Annotated in this window: 9 protein-coding genes and 1 pseudogene; 5 read left to right on the forward strand and 5 right to left on the reverse strand. The window is 34.1% G+C overall.

Annotated features, from left to right (window positions below):
- Window positions 1-249 precede the first annotated feature (249 nt).
- The 4 genes and pseudogenes from F6K06_RS13305 (at window position 250) to F6K06_RS13320 (ending at window position 7,708) form a co-directional block, all read left to right on the forward strand.
- The gene (locus F6K06_RS13305) at window positions 250-5,877 is read left to right on the forward strand and encodes a response regulator (protein WP_124155010.1); all 5,628 of its coding nucleotides are present in this window, start codon (window positions 250-252) and stop codon (window positions 5,875-5,877) included.
- Window positions 5,878-6,508: 631 nt separating this feature from the next.
- Window positions 6,509-6,694 (forward strand): hypothetical protein, encoded by a 186-nt coding sequence (locus F6K06_RS13310; RefSeq protein WP_124146849.1) that lies wholly within the window; start codon window positions 6,509-6,511, stop codon window positions 6,692-6,694.
- Between the two features lie 431 nt (window positions 6,695-7,125).
- Entirely contained in the window at window positions 7,126-7,305 is a 180-nt protein-coding gene (locus F6K06_RS13315; RefSeq protein WP_124146848.1) for a hypothetical protein, read from the forward strand.
- Between the two features lie 97 nt (window positions 7,306-7,402).
- A pseudogene (locus F6K06_RS13320) lies at window positions 7,403-7,708 on the forward strand (sensor histidine kinase).
- Between the two features lie 177 nt (window positions 7,709-7,885).
- On the opposite strand, the gene F6K06_RS13325 reads toward F6K06_RS13320, so the two are convergent.
- Complete coding sequence (locus F6K06_RS13325; RefSeq protein WP_124146847.1) at window positions 7,886-8,668, reverse strand: SH3 domain-containing protein; 783 nt, start codon at window positions 8,666-8,668, stop codon at window positions 7,886-7,888.
- A gap of 294 nt (window positions 8,669-8,962) precedes the next feature.
- Between F6K06_RS13325 and F6K06_RS13330 the strand changes: the two genes are divergently transcribed.
- A complete protein-coding gene (locus F6K06_RS13330) occupies window positions 8,963-10,309 on the forward strand; it encodes an NACHT domain-containing NTPase (protein ID WP_124146846.1) in 1,347 nt (448 codons plus the stop codon).
- Between the two features lie 82 nt (window positions 10,310-10,391).
- On the opposite strand, the gene F6K06_RS13335 is transcribed toward F6K06_RS13330, so the two are convergent.
- The 4 genes from F6K06_RS13335 to F6K06_RS13350 form a co-directional block, all read right to left on the reverse strand.
- Window positions 10,392-13,316, reverse strand: a complete 2,925-nt coding sequence (locus F6K06_RS13335) for an ATP-binding protein (RefSeq protein WP_287241532.1) — start codon at window positions 13,314-13,316, stop codon at window positions 10,392-10,394.
- Window positions 13,317-13,382: 66 nt separating this feature from the next.
- Window positions 13,383-15,524: a tetratricopeptide repeat protein gene (locus F6K06_RS13340; protein ID WP_287308894.1), complete on the reverse strand. Its 2,142-nt coding sequence runs from the start codon at window positions 15,522-15,524 to the stop codon at window positions 13,383-13,385.
- 100 nt (window positions 15,525-15,624) lie between these two features.
- A complete protein-coding gene (locus tag F6K06_RS13345) occupies window positions 15,625-16,221 on the reverse strand; it encodes a hypothetical protein (RefSeq protein WP_124146843.1) in 597 nt (198 codons plus the stop codon).
- A 99-nt stretch (window positions 16,222-16,320) separates the two neighbouring features.
- On the reverse strand, window positions 16,321-17,694 hold the full coding sequence (locus F6K06_RS13350) for a P-loop NTPase fold protein (RefSeq protein WP_124146842.1): 1,374 nt from the start codon (window positions 17,692-17,694) through the stop codon (window positions 16,321-16,323).
- Window positions 17,695-17,781 lie beyond the last annotated feature (87 nt).

Genomic DNA, 17,781 nt, shown 5'->3' on the forward strand with positions numbered 1-17,781 from the left:
TCTATGATTAATCTCATAGGTGTTACTTTGGAGCTTGCAAGTTGTTAATAGAGCTTCAAAGTCCCTGATGATAATAAATAGCTGCAAAATGTGGAAATTAGCACTAGTTAAAAATTATTCTGGAAATAGAGGTAAGTATGACAGAAAAGTTATATCAGTCAGACAAAAGTAAACCTTTAAACTTGCATTATTCGGTACAAAATTCTAGATTGTTATATTTTTGATCAAACATCATCAGAGTCATCCAAAATGTTTATTCCCTCCATCAGTCAGGCCATTAATTATAGTCCTTTTACTGCTACACCAGAAACTCCTGTAGAAGATGTAATTACTTCTATGAGTCTTACAGGTGCAAGTTGTGTGTTAATTGTAGAATCATCCTCTCCTTCTAATGTTGTAAGAACACCTCCACAAAGCGATCGCACTACATCTCAAGACTTAAGTAATGGTTCCAAATCTCAAGATACAAAGTTACAATCTTTAGGGGTAATCATAGGTATATTTACTGAGCAAGACTTAGTACAGCTAGCCTCTATTAGCGCTTCCCTAAGTGGATTTCCGATTGCTCAAATAATGATTAGATCCATAATAACAGCCCAACTATCGGAAATTCCAGATATCTTTGCTCTCTTAGCAATACTAGAAAAACATCAAATCACCCATTTACCAATCGTTAATGAGGCAGAAGAACTTATTGGCCTAGTGACTACCCGTAGTTTAATTTTCAATCAGCTTCAGATCAAAGACAACAGTTTAAGATTAATAGCCAACAGGCAAGGTGAACCATCTATTGATAAAAATGGTACTAAGGTCGCATCCCAAAAACAAGAATTAGAAGCTCAAAATAATGCAACAAAAACAACCTTTGACTCATCTTTAACTCTACCAGCTAACTTAATCCAAATTAATCAATTAGAACAAATCCCTGAATCTCAAATTATTCAAGCTGCATCTTCTTTATCAATTCGGCAAATTACCCAACTAATGTTTACCTATAATATTAGTTATATTCTGATTACTGAAAGCAAAGAAAATAAATCTCAAAATCAGAAATTGACTAAAATATTAGGGACAATTAGCAGTAGAGATATAGTACAACTACAAGCATTAAAAATAGATTTTAATCAAACTAAAGCTGAGACAGTTTGTAATACTTTACCAGTCCTAGTAGGTTCTCATGCCAGTCTAGAAGTAGCTTTAGGTTTAATGAAAAAAAATTATTATCTATTGCCTCTAATTGTACAAACCCCCACAGGCAAAATAACTAATATTATTACTGCTACAAAAATAATTCAACAAATACTGTTACCTAAATCATTATATCAATCATTAATTCGCTTTCATAATTATATAAAAAAAACATCTATTCAACTGCAAAAAATCGATGAAAAATTTAAGCAGTCTGCTGTAGAACGGAAAAATTTAGAAAAAGTTTATCTCAAAACACAAGAAAGTACAGTTATAGCAATTGAAGGAAATCAAGATGGAGTTTGGGATTGGAATATCAAAACAAATGAAATATTTTACTCATCTCAGTGGAAAAAATTATTGGGTTACAGAGATGATGAAATTTCCCAGAAAATAGATGAATGGTTAAATAGAATTCATCCAAAAGACATCGAAAAAGTTAGTGTAGCCGTTCAAGAACATTTAGCAAAAAAATCTCTTTTCTACCGAATAGAATATCGCATAAAACGCAAAAATAATAGCTTTATATGGGTTCTAGATAGAGGAAAAGCATTATGGCAATCGGGAATGCCAGTGAGAATGGTGGGAAGTTTGATAGATATTACTCAGTTTAAAGAAACAGAAATAAAACTAAAATTTCAAGTAAAAAAGTACACCGAAATAGTTAATAATATTCAAGATATAGCTTTTAAAACTGATGCTACAGGTAATTTAATATTCTTAAATAAGACCTGGAAAAAAATTACAGGTTTTACTTGTGAAAATAGCTTAGGTAGAAATTATTTAGAGTTCATTCACCCAGAAGATAGAAAAAAATTAAATTCTTCAGCAGAGAATACCCCAAAAAATATAGAGTTGGTTGCTAGTAATAAAAAATTAGTTGCAGGTTGCTATCAATTGAAGTGGTTAACCAAAAATGGAAATTATTGTTCAGTAGAAATGAAGAGTACATTGATAGCTGATAACAAAGGCAATATTACTGGTATGGTAAGTACCCTCAGTGACATTTCTGCGAGGATAGCAACCCAAGAAAATTTGCAAGCTAATGAAAAGGCAATTAGAGAACTATATGAAGTTACCACTAACGCAGATAACTCTTTTGAAAACAAAATAGTTGCATTATTAGATATGGGATGTCGTCGGTTTGCCATGGATATAGGACTATTAGGAAAAGTTTTAGGAGAACGTTATGAGGTTATTGCAGCTCACTTACCAGAAGATTTCCTATTTGGAATAGCTAAAGGAGACGCTTTTTCCCTCGAACAAACATTTGATAGGGAAGTATTGCGCTCGAATAAACCTCTAGCGATCGCATCAGCTAAAAATTCCCAGTGGCGACATCATCCAGCATATACCGTGCGTCGGGTAGAATCTTATCTTGGGACGAAAATTTTTGTATCAGGAAGAACTTATGGCACTCTTAGTTTTACCAGTCGTATTGCCAAACAGAAATGGAGTTCAACAGATATAGAAGTTTTAAAATTAATGGGGACTTATATCGGTGGCGAATTGTTGCGACAAGATGCTATAGAAGGTTTGCAGAAAAAATATCAGCACATTTTATTGCTCAAACAAATTACTCAAGAAATTCGCTCTAGGTTAGATACTCAAGAAATTTTTCAGACTACTGCTACTCAAATTGGTCGAGTATTTGGAGTCAACCGTTGTTCCATTCATAATTATCTTTCTCAACCTTATTCCCACCTCCCTTGTGTTGCTGAATATTTAGAAACTGGTTACGAATCAACTTTAGATTTAGATATTGCAGTTACTTACAATTCTCATACAGAACAATTATTATCAGAAGACAAAGCGATCGCTACTCCAGATATATTTTCAGACCCTTTATTAAAATCATCTGCACCGATGTATCGGAGGCTAAATGTTAGATCAATGTTGGCAGTTCGCACTTCTTATCAAGGACAGCCAAATGGTATTATTAATTTGCATCAATGTGATTATACGCGTCAGTGGACTAAGGATGAAATAGACTTATTAGAAAATGTCGCAGTTCAGGTAGGATTAACATTAGCTCAGGCGCACATATTAGAGTCAGAAGTTACTCATAAACAACAGTTAGAAGCTCAAAATCAAGCTCTAGAACAAGCTCGACAAGCAGCAGAAGTAGCAAACCGTGCCAAGAGTGAATTTCTCGCAATGATGAGTCATGAAATTCGTACTCCAATGAATGGTGTCATTGGGATGACAAGTTTGCTATTAGATATGGAATTAACGACAGAACAACGAGATTTTGTGGAAACTATTCGTACCAGTGGAGATGCGCTTTTAACTATTATTAATGATATTCTTGATTTTACTAAAATAGAATCTGGTAAATTGGAATTAGAACAAAGTTCTTTGGATATTAGAAACTGTGTTGAAGAGGCGTTAGAGTTATTAGCACCGAGGGCAGCACATAAAGATTTAGAGCTTGCTTGTTTAATTGATAGTTCTGTGCCAGCAATGATTGTAGGAGATGTAACAAGGCTGCGTCAAGTGTTGGTTAACTTGCTAGGAAATGCTGTTAAATTTACAGAAAAAGGAGAGGTGGTTGTTTCTGTAACGGCTAGAAAAGTTGGTCAAAATAATCAATTAGAAGATATGAATTACGAGGGAATATTTAATGATGAAGCTCCTAGTAAAACCACAGGTACTTATGACATCCAGTTTGCCGTGAAAGATACAGGTATTGGTATTCCCCCAGGCCACATGGACCGCTTATTCAAAGCTTTTTCTCAAGTAGACGCTTCTACAACTAGAGAATATGGTGGTACTGGTTTAGGATTAGTTATTAGTCAGCGTTTAAGTGAAATTATGGGCGGTAAAATGTGGGTGGTTTCTCAGTGGAAAGAAACAGATGAATTGAAAGAAAAAAATAGGCAAATTATTAAATCAAAAATTAATCATAATAACAGCAGAATTAATAACCGAGAAACTGGTCTGAATTTTGCCAACTCAAATACTGTTAAATCTCTAGTAAATATAGCAGGGTCTCCACCTCCTTACTTTGTTAAACCCGAAGCAGATCGTAAAGGTTCAACTTTTTATTTTACGATTCAAGCAGAAGCAATTACAGTTCCTTCTTCTGAAGAAATTGATACCTTCTTAAAAGGTAAAAAATTATTAGTTGTTGAAAGTCATCCTGTTAATCAAGAGGTAATAAAACAACAAGTTAATTCATGGGAAATGATACCTATAATTGCTGATTCTGGTACAAAAGCTTTGAACTGGTTGAAGCAGAGAAGAGATTTTGATATAGGGATTATTGCTATGAATCTTTCAGATATGGATGGACTGACATTAGCGAGAAAGATTCGGAAGTTGGAAACTCAACAAAATGTCGAGCAAAATTATTCGTTATCTTTGCCCTTATTAATGTTTACTTATCTCGGCAAGGCAGAAATTTTCCGAGAACTTCAAGAGGCAAAAGTTAATTTAGCTGGTTTTTTGAATAAACCAGTGAAACAGTCTCAATTTTATAATGTTTTATTGCAAGTATTTGGTACTACAGCAGATAAAATAGCTAATGCAAAAACTCCTAGTTTAGGTCTGAAATATTTTCAAAGGTTTAGCGAGAGAAGTAGCGCTCGCTCTCATCTCCGCATCTTGTTGGCAGAAGATAACGTAATTAATCAGAAAGTAGCAATACACTTGCTAGGAAGAATAGGTTATCGTGCAGATATAGCTGCTAACGGAATAGAAGTTTTAGATGCTCTCAAGCGAGTACCCTACGATGTGGTATTAATGGATGTACAGATGCCAGAGATGGATGGAATAGAGACCACCAGTCGTATTCATCAAGATTATCCAGAAGAAAAACGTCCTTGGATCATTGCTATGACAGCTAATGCTATGCAGGGCGATCGTGATAAATGTCTCAATGCTGGGATGGATGATTATGTGACCAAACCAATTCGTCGTGATCAATTAGTGGAAGTTCTCAACAAATGCAAGCTGCCAATACGAAAGGAGAAGTCAACGCCTAGAAATGATTCAGCATTGGTAAAAAGAGATCCTCCTAAGAAACCAGTTACTTATAAGCAGAAATTTATCAACGGTAAAGTCAAGTTGAACTCTCAGTTGGAGGAAAAAGCGTTAGTTAAGAGTATATTTCCCACTTCAACATCAAGCAGTAGTTTGCTTCCTACTAATGATGATGAAACGATACTTATTTCTGAAGCAGGTTTACAAGAATTGGCAGAACTTGACGAACATTTAATTGATTTAGAGAATGCACCAGAAACCGATGGAATTACAGCTGAAGATTTAGATTTATTGGATAATATATTAGAAGCAGAATATGAAAAAAAATCAGCGATCAATCCCAAAACTTTAGCAGATTTCCGCAATCTTTATGATGATGAACCAGATACTCTAATTATTTTGATACAAGACTATCTTGTTGATGGTAATAAGCACATGGATATTATCAGGAAATCTATCAAAAAACATGATTATACTACATTAAAAGGAGCTTCTCATACTCTGAAGTCTAGTAGTGCTTTACTAGGAGCAATTAATTTTTCTGAATTGTGTCAAGAGTTAGAGCACATGACTCGTGCTGTGGTTGAGTCTGGAGCAGATTTTAATTTAAAAAAAGCTCTTGAAATTCTTTCTCTAGTTGGAGCTGAATGGGAACGAGTTAAGGAAGAGTTAAACCAAGAAATACAGCAACATAGAGGAGTATAATACCAAGGGAGGGTGGGGAGGGTGGGGAGATGGGGAGTTGGGAGTTGGGGGTTGGGAACAAGCCAAAAATTTACCCCGTCACCCGTCAATTGTACCACATTAATCACCGAATATACTGTATCCAATTTTTGTCAAAGGGAACAAGGAATATAGAATCTAAATGATTCTTAGCTTAGTTCAACAATTACTTCTCCTGATAGCGCTTTTCATATAGATAGACTACAGTTAGTATGGGCAACCCAAAAGCATTTTTCTACGACCTACGGACGTTGCATGCAATACCTCTACATCCCTACTATCTACCCAAAAATTATTTTGTGGTCTACTTAGGAGTGATTTTTATTCGTTAAGGAAAGATTAATCTTTTATCGCTATCAACAGGATAAGTGGTTGTTGAATTTGCCAGAAATTAAAATCTTATATCATGTTCGGTTGAATACTTATAAATAACTGTTGTGAGTCCTCAGGAGTCAGGAGTCAGGAGTCAGGAGGGAAGAAAGGAGGAATACATAGAAAATATTGGAGAAAAGCATTGATAATTTCAGTATTTCTTTGGTACTGTCGGTACCCGGAGTCCTTAAATTTTATTATAACTGATTATCCGTTAGCGTAGCTCCCCCGGAGGGGGAACATGATATTAGCAGCTAGAGGAAATGTAGTTGAATTAATGGCTGCCCAAATACAAAAACTTCCCCCTTCAACTCAGGAAATATTGCAATTAGCAGCTTGTATTAGCAACAAGTTTGATGTAAAAACTCTATCTATTGTATCTGAAAAATCTCTGCCGGAAACTGCCTTATGTTTATGGGGTGCTTGATCAGAAAGATTGATTTTGCCAGAGGACGAAACCTATAAATTTTATCAGGGAGAAAACGACGATCATTTCCGTGAAATAACTGATTTACAAACACCAATTTATCATTTTCTCCACGACCGGGTTTAACAAGCAGCTTATCGTCTAATTTCGCAACAAAAAAAACAAGAAACTAATCTAAAAATTGGGATGCTACTGTTAAACAATAGGGCGGATGAACAACTAGAATAAAAAATATTTTAAATTGTCAATCAACTTAATTATGGTGTGCAATTAATTACAAAAATAGAAGTAAGGGAAGAGTTAGCAAATTTAAATTTAAAACGGGAATCAAGGCTAAAGTATCTACTGCTTATAAAACAGCAATATCTTATTTTAATACAGGGATAAATCTACTGACTGAAAATAGTTGGTCTACTCAATATCAACTAAAATTGGCATTATATGAAGAAGGGGCAGAAGCTAACTACTTGAATGGTGATTTTGGGCAAATGGAGAAGTTGGTTGACATTGTATTAGAAAAAGCCGCACAACTCTTGGATAAAATCAAAGTTTATGAAATCAAGATAGAAGCTGGTATTACTCAGAGTAAATTGCAAGAAGCTAGTTGTTAAAAATTACGGTCAATTACCCAAAGTAAGATGCTATCCCGGCAAACTGAATCAGATATTTATTAATATTATTGGTAATGCTATTGATGCAGTACAACCAATGGGAAAAGAATCAAGCAATCCACCTCCCAAAATTACTATTACTACGGCAATAGAAGCAAAAAATCAAGTAATAATTAGGATAGCTGATAATGGCATAGGTATGAGTGAAGCAGTACAAAAATAAATATTTGACCCTTTTTATACCACAAAACCAGTGGGTCAAGGTATAGGGTTAGGTTTAGCAATTAGCTATCAAGTTATTGTTGAACATCATCAGGGAGAATTAGAATGTATTTCTGCTCTAGGAAAAGGCACAGAATTTCTGATAACAATTCCCCATTTTATTGAGTGGGGGAGTGGGTAGGGACGTTCCATGCAACGTTCGTACAGAGAAGTAAACATAAGAATAATTAACAATAACTGGCGTGCTAATTATCAAAAAATTTATTCAGTCTGTGTTAATTACTTAATAATTTAAGCCTCACTTCAGTATAGTATTAGAAAGAAAGAACTAAAATCAACAGTTTTTTTGAGATTTGTATTAAAAATTTCTGTTGTCTTTAATTTCTACTAAAAATTCATATTCAAATCCACGGAAATTAGAATCTAATTGTAAAGTATATACTCCACTGATAGGCATAGTATCTGTCCATTCATTTTCATTACCTTCAATATTAGGTTCCCTTGCCATAAGTTGGCCATCAGGACTAATAATTGCCGGAAATACATCCCCAAAATTTTTGATAGTCATGGTCTGACCCTGGATCATCCTAACCCGATAGTTATGACTACCAGTACCAATCATCTCCCCTCTAACAATAGCTGTGTTACTTTCTGGGGAAAAAGTAATAGTCTTATCTACCCTGGCACAAGTGCTACGAGTTCGGTTCTTGGCAACCCAACCTATAACTGGATTAGTAATTCGTAGCCAGCCAGATTTTTCATCTGCGACAGAAACAAAGGTATTATTGTTAAGTTGAGCAACTTTATTGCCTTCTCTAACTTCTGGACTGCTACGAACATTTAGAGGTGGTTCAGGGTCGTCTACTATGGCCATACGAATTTTACACCCCGATGTTGGTGGTGTAATCACAACTGGAGTTGAATTTTGACTAACTAAATCTGAGGAATTAGGAGTTGAATGTGAAGATTTTAGTTGATGTTTAGGAACCACTGAAACTAGGTTGCTATCCAATTTTTGTGTCTGTAAAGAATTAGTAGTAAATTGTGACAAATCAGACTGAATTGTGAAATAAGCAACAGAGGTAGCACTAGCAAGGCCAGTTATTCCTGTAACGATTAATTGTCCCATGTTGAATGACATAATTTTTACCCCTTTATCAACTAGATTTTATGTTAACTTTCTTGGCTAATTTGCATTTTTATCACAGGTATCACTATCAGCTATTAAGACAGATATATGCTGTTAATATTTTAACGATAAAATAACTATAAACATAGAAAGGAACGAGTTGGTGTTTGACTTATGTTGATGATGAACCTGAGACAGAGAAAAAGCTTTTTCCACTGTTCCCTGTTCCCTATTCCCTATTCCCTGCTATATAGTTATTTTAAGATAACAGCTAACTAACTCATTTAACAATAGAAATATACGAAGGTGCAAAGAAATCGCGATAAACTATTAAATACAGTTAAAAGAGAAGTTCTGCAACTGCGATCGCAGTCTCTACACCATGCAGTGATAGTTAATCTTGTTCGTCAGCGACCACCCCAACAATTAAAACGTTCTTGGGATATAGAAGTAAAAGTAGGAAAGCGCCCTAGTTTTCAACTACCAGCAAAAATAAGTATTATCCAAGTTTTTGACCGAATGAAAGGAAAATTACTTATATTAGGAAATCCTGGGGGTGGAAAAACTACAACTTTACTAGAATTAGCTAGAAAGCTAGTAATTCGGGCGGAAAAAGAACCCAAAACATCTATTCCAGTATTATTAGACCTTTCGACATGGCAAGATAAAAATCAGGATATTTCAGATTGGTTAGTTAATCAAATTAAATTTAAGTACAAGATACCCAAAAAGGTTATTAGGAATTGGCTAGAAAATCAGCAATTGTCACTTCTCATAGATGGATTTGATCGAGTATCTCCAGAATTATCTAAAAATTGCTTAGAAGAAATTAATAAATTATCAGTATATTTGCAACCAAAGGATTTAGTTATTTGTAGTAGTTTTGCCACTTATAAAAATTGTCGGACTAAGTTTAAATTAAATGCTGCTGTATTATTACAGTCTTTAACAACAGGTCAGATTCAAGATTATTTATTAGCAGCTAGTAGTAGAGAACTTTGGCATTATCTTCAGGATGAACCAGAGTTATTAAACTTAGCTGAAATACCATTAATGTTGAGTATGATGACTTTAGCTTATGAGGAAATTTTAATTGCTGCTTGGAGAAGAATTACTTCTCAACAGGGAAGAGAAAAATATTTATTAAATGCTTATATTCGTCGTCAATTAGGGCGAGAGAATAACTATAATTGGTATTCTAAGAATCAGGAACCACTGCCGGAACAGACAAGACGATGGTTGGCATGGCTAGCACAACGAATGGCCGCAGATAACAGCCAGGAATTTACAATAGAAAAACTACGGCCAGCTTGGTTAGATTCTAACGGCGAGTTACAGGCATATCAGTTAATTGTTAATTTGATTAGTGTGTTATTTTGGGGGTTTATTTTTGGGTTTATTTTTACCTTGGTTTTCGATTTATACCAAGGTTTAATTCTTGGTGCTATTGGAGGTGTAATTATTGGGATGTTCTTTGGTTTGCCCGGACTAAAAAATCTTGTGCTGCGGATTATTCTATTTTTTAATGGGCATATTCCCTGGAATTATCGTCGTTTTCTCAATTATGCTGCTAGTCGTTTATTATTGCAAAGAGTAGGCGATCGCTATCAATTTATTCATCATTTATTGTATAAACATTTTACTGAAATGTAGCGCTGTTCAAAAGTCAAAAGTAAGAAGTAAGAAGTCAAAAGTAAGAAGTAAGAAGTCAAAAGTAAGAAGAAAGTTATAGTGGTCAATTTCCTCTCTTCATGTACTTATTGTAGTGCGAATGTAGGTTGAAATGCTCAGGTAACCATTCATCAGCACGATGCAGTAAATCATCAAGATTCAAATTCCAAAGAATTACTGTCTTATCATTACTCGCAGATGCTAAAGTTTTACCATCAGGACTAAAATCTATACTTGTAATCGGTTGGGTATGTTCTTGTAATGTATATATTTCAGTCCTATTAATAAGACTCCACAATTTGATAGTATTATCATTACTACCAGAGGCTAAAATTTTACCGTCAGGACTAAAGCTAATGCTAGTAATAGCTTTGCTGTGTCCTTTGAAAATTGCTAACTCTTTACCATTAAGATTCCAAAGTTTGATAGTACAATCTTCACTAGCTGAAGCCAGGATTTTTCCATTAGGACTAAAGCTAATTTGAGTCACTGTACTACTATTAGTTGAAAAAGAGAATTTTTCTAATAGTTTATTGCCTGTGAAATTCCATATTTTTATTTTATTATCTGCACCAACAGTGGCTAAAGTATGACTATTGGAACTAACATCCATACTAATAATTCGATCGCCATTTCTGCCTAAAGCTAACTGGTTACAATCTTGGTCATATATTTCAAGATGATTTTCTTGAGTCAAGGCTATAAATTTACCATCAGAACCAAAATAATTTAAGTTAGTAATTCCGAAATCTTGAAGTATAGGTAATGGTGTTTCACTATTATTTAGTGATAAAAATTCAACATTACCATAATCATTACTAAAAGCAATAATTTTGCTATTTGGATGAAAACTAATATCGGTTATTTTTTTCTTATAAATTTGATAACTTTCAAGTTCTGTTCCATCTGTTTGCCATAATTTTATATTGCCATATTCATCAGCAGAAGCTAGAGTTTTACCATCCGGACTAAATTTAACATTTGTAATTTTGCTTTTATGAGGACAAAAAGTTGGTGGTTTGTTATTTCTTAAACTCCATACTTTGACTACACCACTATTATCAGCAGAAGCTATAATTTGATTATTGGGATGGAAACAAAGACTTGTAATTTTGTATCTGTGACCTCTAAATGTATTAATTATATTGCCTTGTAAATCCCATATTTTAACTATCCTATCTTCGCTGCTTGAGGCAAATTTATCACCATTAGGACTAATTATAAAGCTAGTTATTGACTCTTTATGTCCTGTAAAACTTTTCCGTTCTTCTAATTTACCATCATTGCAATGCCAGAGTTTTATTACACCATCTTGACTGACAGAAACTAAACTTTTTCCACTATAACTCAAGCTAATACTTGTTACCCAATCTTGATCGGAATGAATGCTTAGTATATTAGGATTGTTTAATTGACACAGTTTAATACCTTCTTCAGTAGCACAAACTAAAATCTGTTCCAATGAACTAAAACTTAAGTCTTCAATTACTTTTAAATCAGAGGTAATTTGCAATTCCGTACCATCTATTTGCCAAAACTTTATTGTTCCTTCCCTAGTAGAAGCTAATATTTGTTCATTAGGAGAAAAAATTACTTTATTTCCCTTATTTTCAAAGGTTCCTATTTCAGTACCATCTAATTCCCAGAGTTTTACAGTATTGTCTTGACTTGCAGAAGCTAATATTTGACTATCGAAACTGAAACTAACACTGGTCACTGGATTATTATGACCTTCAAGAGTAACTATTGAACTATCATCTAATCGGCAGATTTTTACTGTACCATCATTGCTAGCATAAGCTAAAGTTTTACCATCTGGACTAAAGATAATTTTGTTAACTTTAGCTGTATGAAATTGGAAACTATTTTTCTCTGAAATGTTATTAACTACTTGTCTAAGTTGGCAAGTTACTTTCATTTTCATATCGGGTGGAACTTGCACATTTTGTAACTTTTTACCCGCTTGAAAAACAGCATCCAAAGAACCTAACCAATCATCAGATAATAGACGAGCTTGAGATAAAGAGATTAATGTTTCAATTTCAGCAATTTCAGCTCGTAGACGCTGCTCTTGAACTTCCTGATTTTTCTTTTTTAAGCTAATATGAGTTTTGATTCGTGCTAATAATTCCCCTTTAGAAAAAGGTTTAGTAATAAAATCATTTGCCCCTACATTGTAACCTCTTACTAAGTCAGAAATTTGATTTTTTGCAGTGAGAAAAATAATAGGAAGTTCATTAGGTGATAACTTCTCTCGGATTTTTTGACAAACTTCAAAACCTGTCATTCCTGGCATCATTATATCCAGTAAAATTAGATCAGGTTGGAAACCTTTCTCCAGAATTTGTAATGCTTCTCGTCCATTGTCAGCTCGATTCACAGAATAGTTATTATTAGAAAGATGATTACCAAGCACTTCTAGATTCACAAGATCGTCGTCAACAATCAGAACTTTTGCCGAATTATTTTCCCTGGACTCTCCATGTTTTTTTGCTAACGTGACGTCTCGATCGCCTGCATCAACTTCAGGATTTACATCAATTGTCTGTACTACTGGAGACAAAATTGGTGAAGTCTCTATTTTTTCTGCTGGTTTCTCAGACACAGGCAAAGTAAAGGTAAAGCGGGAACCTTTTCCAAGCACTGATTTTACACCAATTTTGCCACCGTGTAACTCAACAAGTTGTTTGGTAATTGCTAAACCTAAACCTGTTCCCCTATATTCACGGGAGATAGTTCCATCTGCTTGTTCAAAGGATTCAAAAATACTGTCTAATTTATCTTCTGAAATACCAATACCTGTGTCAGAAATAGTAATTTCTAATTGTCTCTGACTTTTCTCAGAAAGCAATTTTGCTGATACTTCAATTTTACCCCGTTCAGTGAATTTAATAGCATTACCAATAAGGTTGAATAGAATTTGTTGCAGACGATTTTCATCAGCATATACAGGGGGTAAATTATTATCAATAGAATTAATCAGTTTCAAGGCGCTATTTTTCACTGAAGGTTGATTTAAGGTAATAACTATTTCAGTGATTTCTTTTAGACCAATTTATTTCTGTTGAAGTTGAATATCCTTGTTTCTAAGTTTTGAAAAATCTAGAATATCGTTAATAAGATAAGTTAGTCTAGAACCACTATAAATAATAAGAGATAAATTGCTCTTCTGGGATTCAGATAGTCGATCGGTGGGAGAATCTATCATAGACTCCGCCAGGTTAATTATAGCGTTGAGAGGTGTTCGGAGTTCGTGAGAGGTATTAGATAAAAATTCATCTTTAAGTTGATTTAATTTTTCCAATTGTTTATTGACAATTTCTAATCGACTACGTTCTTCCTCTATTTGTTTTTGTTTCAACTCTTTGCTAGCTTCAATAAATTCATAACCAAAACCTTTTAATAGTCCTAAATGCCCATATTCTTTTAAATAATTCTCCGCTTCCACTAATTTTTTTTCTAGCAATAGCAAACTATAAGATGGATAATTTTTCCAATTTTGAGCTGCCATTTCAATTTCCCGTGTTACTTCTATTACAGCTTGATAATCTTTGAGCCATTTTTGTAAAGTTATCCAATCATCTAACAAGGGTTCATATGCAATAGATAAAATTGTATTCCCAGAGGATAAATTATGTATGCTAATTAACCTATTTTTTTTGTCAGCCAACTTGCCTGTCACTTGCTGTAAAAATTCCAGAGATTGCTCTGGATTTGGTAAATCTTCTAAAAAAGCTCGGCTGGGTTTATAATTAACTTTACCTGAATTAGTTGTTTCGTTTTCTATCTCGACAAGTTCCAAGAAAATACGCAGAGCAACTGGTTTTTCTTTCTCTTCTAGAGAATTGTAAACTTGATCTGCCCATTGATTTAGCCCACCATTAAATTGACTTAAGTGCTTATATATATTAATCCCAGAGTTCCATTGTAGTGCTTCTCTTAAAATGGCTACTGCTTCTTCAGATTTTCCAGATTTTCCTAGTTTTATTCCTTCTTTGATCTTCCGAGGTGCTGCTAATGTTTTGACCAAGGATTCAGCTTCAGCTTCAGCTTTTTTCTCTCCTTTAAGAACTTTTTTAACAGCAGATATAGCTGCCTCTAAATCACCAGATATGGCTAGCATGACTACCTCATTTATCTTGGTAGATGCTGCTAATTTTATGGCAAAGGATTGGGGGTCTTTTTCTTGAGTTTTTTCCGTAATATCAAGGTTGATATTAGAATTTAGTTCTAAAGCTTTTTTAAAAGCAGATATAGCTGCCTCTACATTACCAGATTTGGCTAGTTTTGTACCCCGATCTATCTTGGTAGATGCTGCTAGTTTTTTGGCAAAGAATTGGGGGTCTTTTTCTTCAGTTTTTCCTGTACTATCAAGGTTGATATTAGAATTTAGTTCTAAAGCTTTTTTAAAAGCAGATATAGCTGCCTCTACATTACCAGATTTGGCTAGTTTTGTACCCCGATCTATCTTGGTAGATGCTGCTAGTTTTTTGGCAAAGAATTGGGGGTCTTTTTCTTCAGTTTTTCCTGTACTATCAAGGTTGATATTAGGATCTAGTGCTAAAGCTTTTTTAAAAGCAGATATAGCTGCCTTTACATTACCAGATTTGGCTAGTTCTGTACCCCGATCTATCTTGGTAGATGCTGATAATTTTCTGGCAAAGGATTGGGGGTCTTTTTCTTCAGTTTTTCCCGTGCTATCAAGGTTGATATTAGGATCTAGTTCTAAAGCTTTTTTAAAAGCAGATATAGCTGCTTCTACATTACCAGATTTGGCTAGTTTTGTACCCTCATCTATCTTTTTGGTAGATACTACTAATTTTTTGGCAAAGGATTCCGGATCTATTTCTTGAGTTTTTCCTGTGCTATCAAGGTTGGTATTAAGATTTAGTTCTAAAGCTTTTTTAAAAGCAGATATAGCTGCTTCTACATTACCAGATTTTGCTAGTTCTGTACCCCGATATATCTTGGTAGATACTGCTAATTTTTTGGCAAAGGATTGGGGGTCTTTTTCTTCAGTTTTTCCTGTACTATCAAGGTTGATATTAGGATTTAGTTTTAAAGCTTTTCTAAAAGCAGATATAGCCTCTTCTACATTACCAGATTTGGCTAGTTTTATTCCCTGGTTTTGCTGCTTCGTAGCTGCTGCAAGAATAGCTATCGCCATTTGTACGGTGGGTTTAAAAGAGTCTTTCATTTAATTTTGAAAATTCAATTAAAACTTATAGTCTATTTTGATAAAAAACAGCTCGTAATTTTATATTTAAAACTGATTAATATACTCCTAAAAACCCGGTTTATTTGCGTAATTCCTGAAGAACATAAAATCTCGAAAACAACTCAATTAAAAAATTATTATTATTCAATTGATCGCTATCTTCAGAACCTTGATTATTATGAAATATATCTACCCTTTCTTGTCGATAATCAATCTCTTTTCCAGAGAAACTACTAAAATTAGTTATGCTTGCCCAACTCTCAATATCTGGAGTAAGTCGAATCATTTTTTTGGCAATTTCCCCATTAATCCATAAAATTATAGGAAACTTAAAAGACTTCCACAACTCTTCTCTTAATTGATTCAAAGAAATTAACATTCGATCGATATTTGTAACTGACTCAAAACCACGAACCATAATTGCTGATGGATGTTTTTGACTGTTTATATCCTTAAGTTGGGGATAGATTAAAGTATCCGATGACTTGAGAAAAATCTCTTCTATATTTGGGCAAATTTCTTGTAATTTTTGTGCCATATTATCGCGCAACTTAGTTGAGTCACATAAAGCTAATATCAAACAAAACTGTCCCTGAGACATTTCAATTGTCCATACAATATCTTCAAGCGATCGCTCATTATCAGAACTCTCAAAAGATAAATTTGATTCATTCATAACTTTAATAGGACTTAGGTAATTTCTTAGACAACAAGCTATTTGTATGGGGGCGAATGCCATTCGCCCCTACAGATGGTATATATTTTCTTATGTTGCCTAAGTCCTGTTTAATTCTTCCGCACCTTCTAAAATTGGATTAATATCAAACCAAGATCCTTCAGCATCACGATACTCATAAACAAACATACTCCGAATTAAAATCTTATACCCATCATCTCCCGTTACTTTTTTAGACTCAACTACTTGACGCAATAATTCCCATTCATAAGGTTCAATTGCCAAAACCATTTGGTCGCGCTTTTTTTGAATTACTTGTTTCAAAGTCTCACCAGAAAGAGGTAATTTCCTTTCCTGGCGAATACAGTCATATAGGAACCTTAACAAATTACGAATATGACCACCACTAACAAAACACAACAACTCTAAAGTTTTAGGATTATCAAAAAGTTCCGTGATTTTTTCGAGACGTTTATTTGACTCCAGTTCAGGAAAAGCTCTTGCTAAAACCATCTGTTGCAATAATTCAATTCCTTCCTGATAATTACTACCATCACGCAACTTTATTGATACCATTGGCAAAACATTTGGATCTGTCAAAAACCTCTGAGTCAGATATCCATAATCATTAGAAAATCGCAACGATAAAGGAATAGTATAAACAAGATGACATTTTAGCTGACGTAACTGCTGTCCCCGATCTACAAAAACATATTCTGGTTGAGGTCTTCCCCAAGGCTTTTTATTATCTTCAATACGATCCAAATTATCAATAATTACCACCAATCCTTTCTTACCTTGCTGTTGCAATTTCTCAATAGCAGGCTCTATAATTTCTTGGTTAATTGCTTCAATAGTATTACTAATTCGAGGCTCTATATACTCCCTCAACTTCTTCCTTAATTCAGAACTTTCTTTTGCTTTAGCAGTAATCTTACCCATACCAAAAGAAAGACTAAATCCCTTTTTATTCGCTTTAACTCCAACATCAGGAACATTAGGAATTTGAGGTTTCAGTTCAACTTCCTCCAGTTCAAACTCCTTTTGTAATACCTTAACTGCACCTTGAAATAATCTTTCAAGTCCTGTAGCTTCCTCAAGTTCTAGTCGCTCAATACTTTCTATTACCCTATGAGCGATCGCCAATAAAATATCTGCAATATCCACATCATGGTATTCCAAATATTCCCCAGAGTCAAAATAAACTACATGAAATCCTTCTCTCTCTAACTCTGCTTTAAGTCTTAGCAATTCTGTAGATTTTCCACATCCAATGTGTCCAGTAAATAATTCGCAAGTCGCTTCATCTGGCGATAACAAAGTAATATTATCTCGTAGATTCTCAATAATCTGACCACCCCGCACCGAAGAAAAATCAATATAATAATTATTATCTTCTTCAGGATTATCTCTTAAAAATAAAGTTCTTCCTGGATTTGTCGCTTGTAAAAAAGTTCGTAAGTTTAGTGGCATTTCTGAGTATAAAAAAATTGTAGTAAGAGAAGAAACTGATGATGTTTATTATTCTATATAAAAGCTCAACCTGGTGTAACTATCAAA

This window comes from Okeania sp. SIO1H4 (assembly GCF_010672695.1).
Taxonomy (GTDB): domain Bacteria; phylum Cyanobacteriota; class Cyanobacteriia; order Cyanobacteriales; family Microcoleaceae; genus Okeania; species Okeania hirsuta.

Excerpts from the sequence above, each read along its gene's own strand:
- F6K06_RS13340 (WP_287308894.1), bottom strand. The coding sequence starts at position 15,524 with ATGAAAGACTCTTTTAAACCCACCGTACAAATGGCGATAGCTATTCTT.
- F6K06_RS13305 (WP_124155010.1), top strand. The coding sequence starts at position 250 with ATGTTTATTCCCTCCATCAGTCAGGCCATTAATTATAGTCCTTTTACT.
- F6K06_RS13325 (WP_124146847.1), bottom strand. The coding sequence starts at position 8,668 with ATGTCATTCAACATGGGACAATTAATCGTTACAGGAATAACTGGCCTT.
- F6K06_RS13310 (WP_124146849.1), top strand. The coding sequence starts at position 6,509 with ATGATATTAGCAGCTAGAGGAAATGTAGTTGAATTAATGGCTGCCCAA.
- F6K06_RS13350 (WP_124146842.1), bottom strand. The coding sequence starts at position 17,694 with ATGCCACTAAACTTACGAACTTTTTTACAAGCGACAAATCCAGGAAGA.
- F6K06_RS13345 (WP_124146843.1), bottom strand. The coding sequence starts at position 16,221 with ATGAATGAATCAAATTTATCTTTTGAGAGTTCTGATAATGAGCGATCG.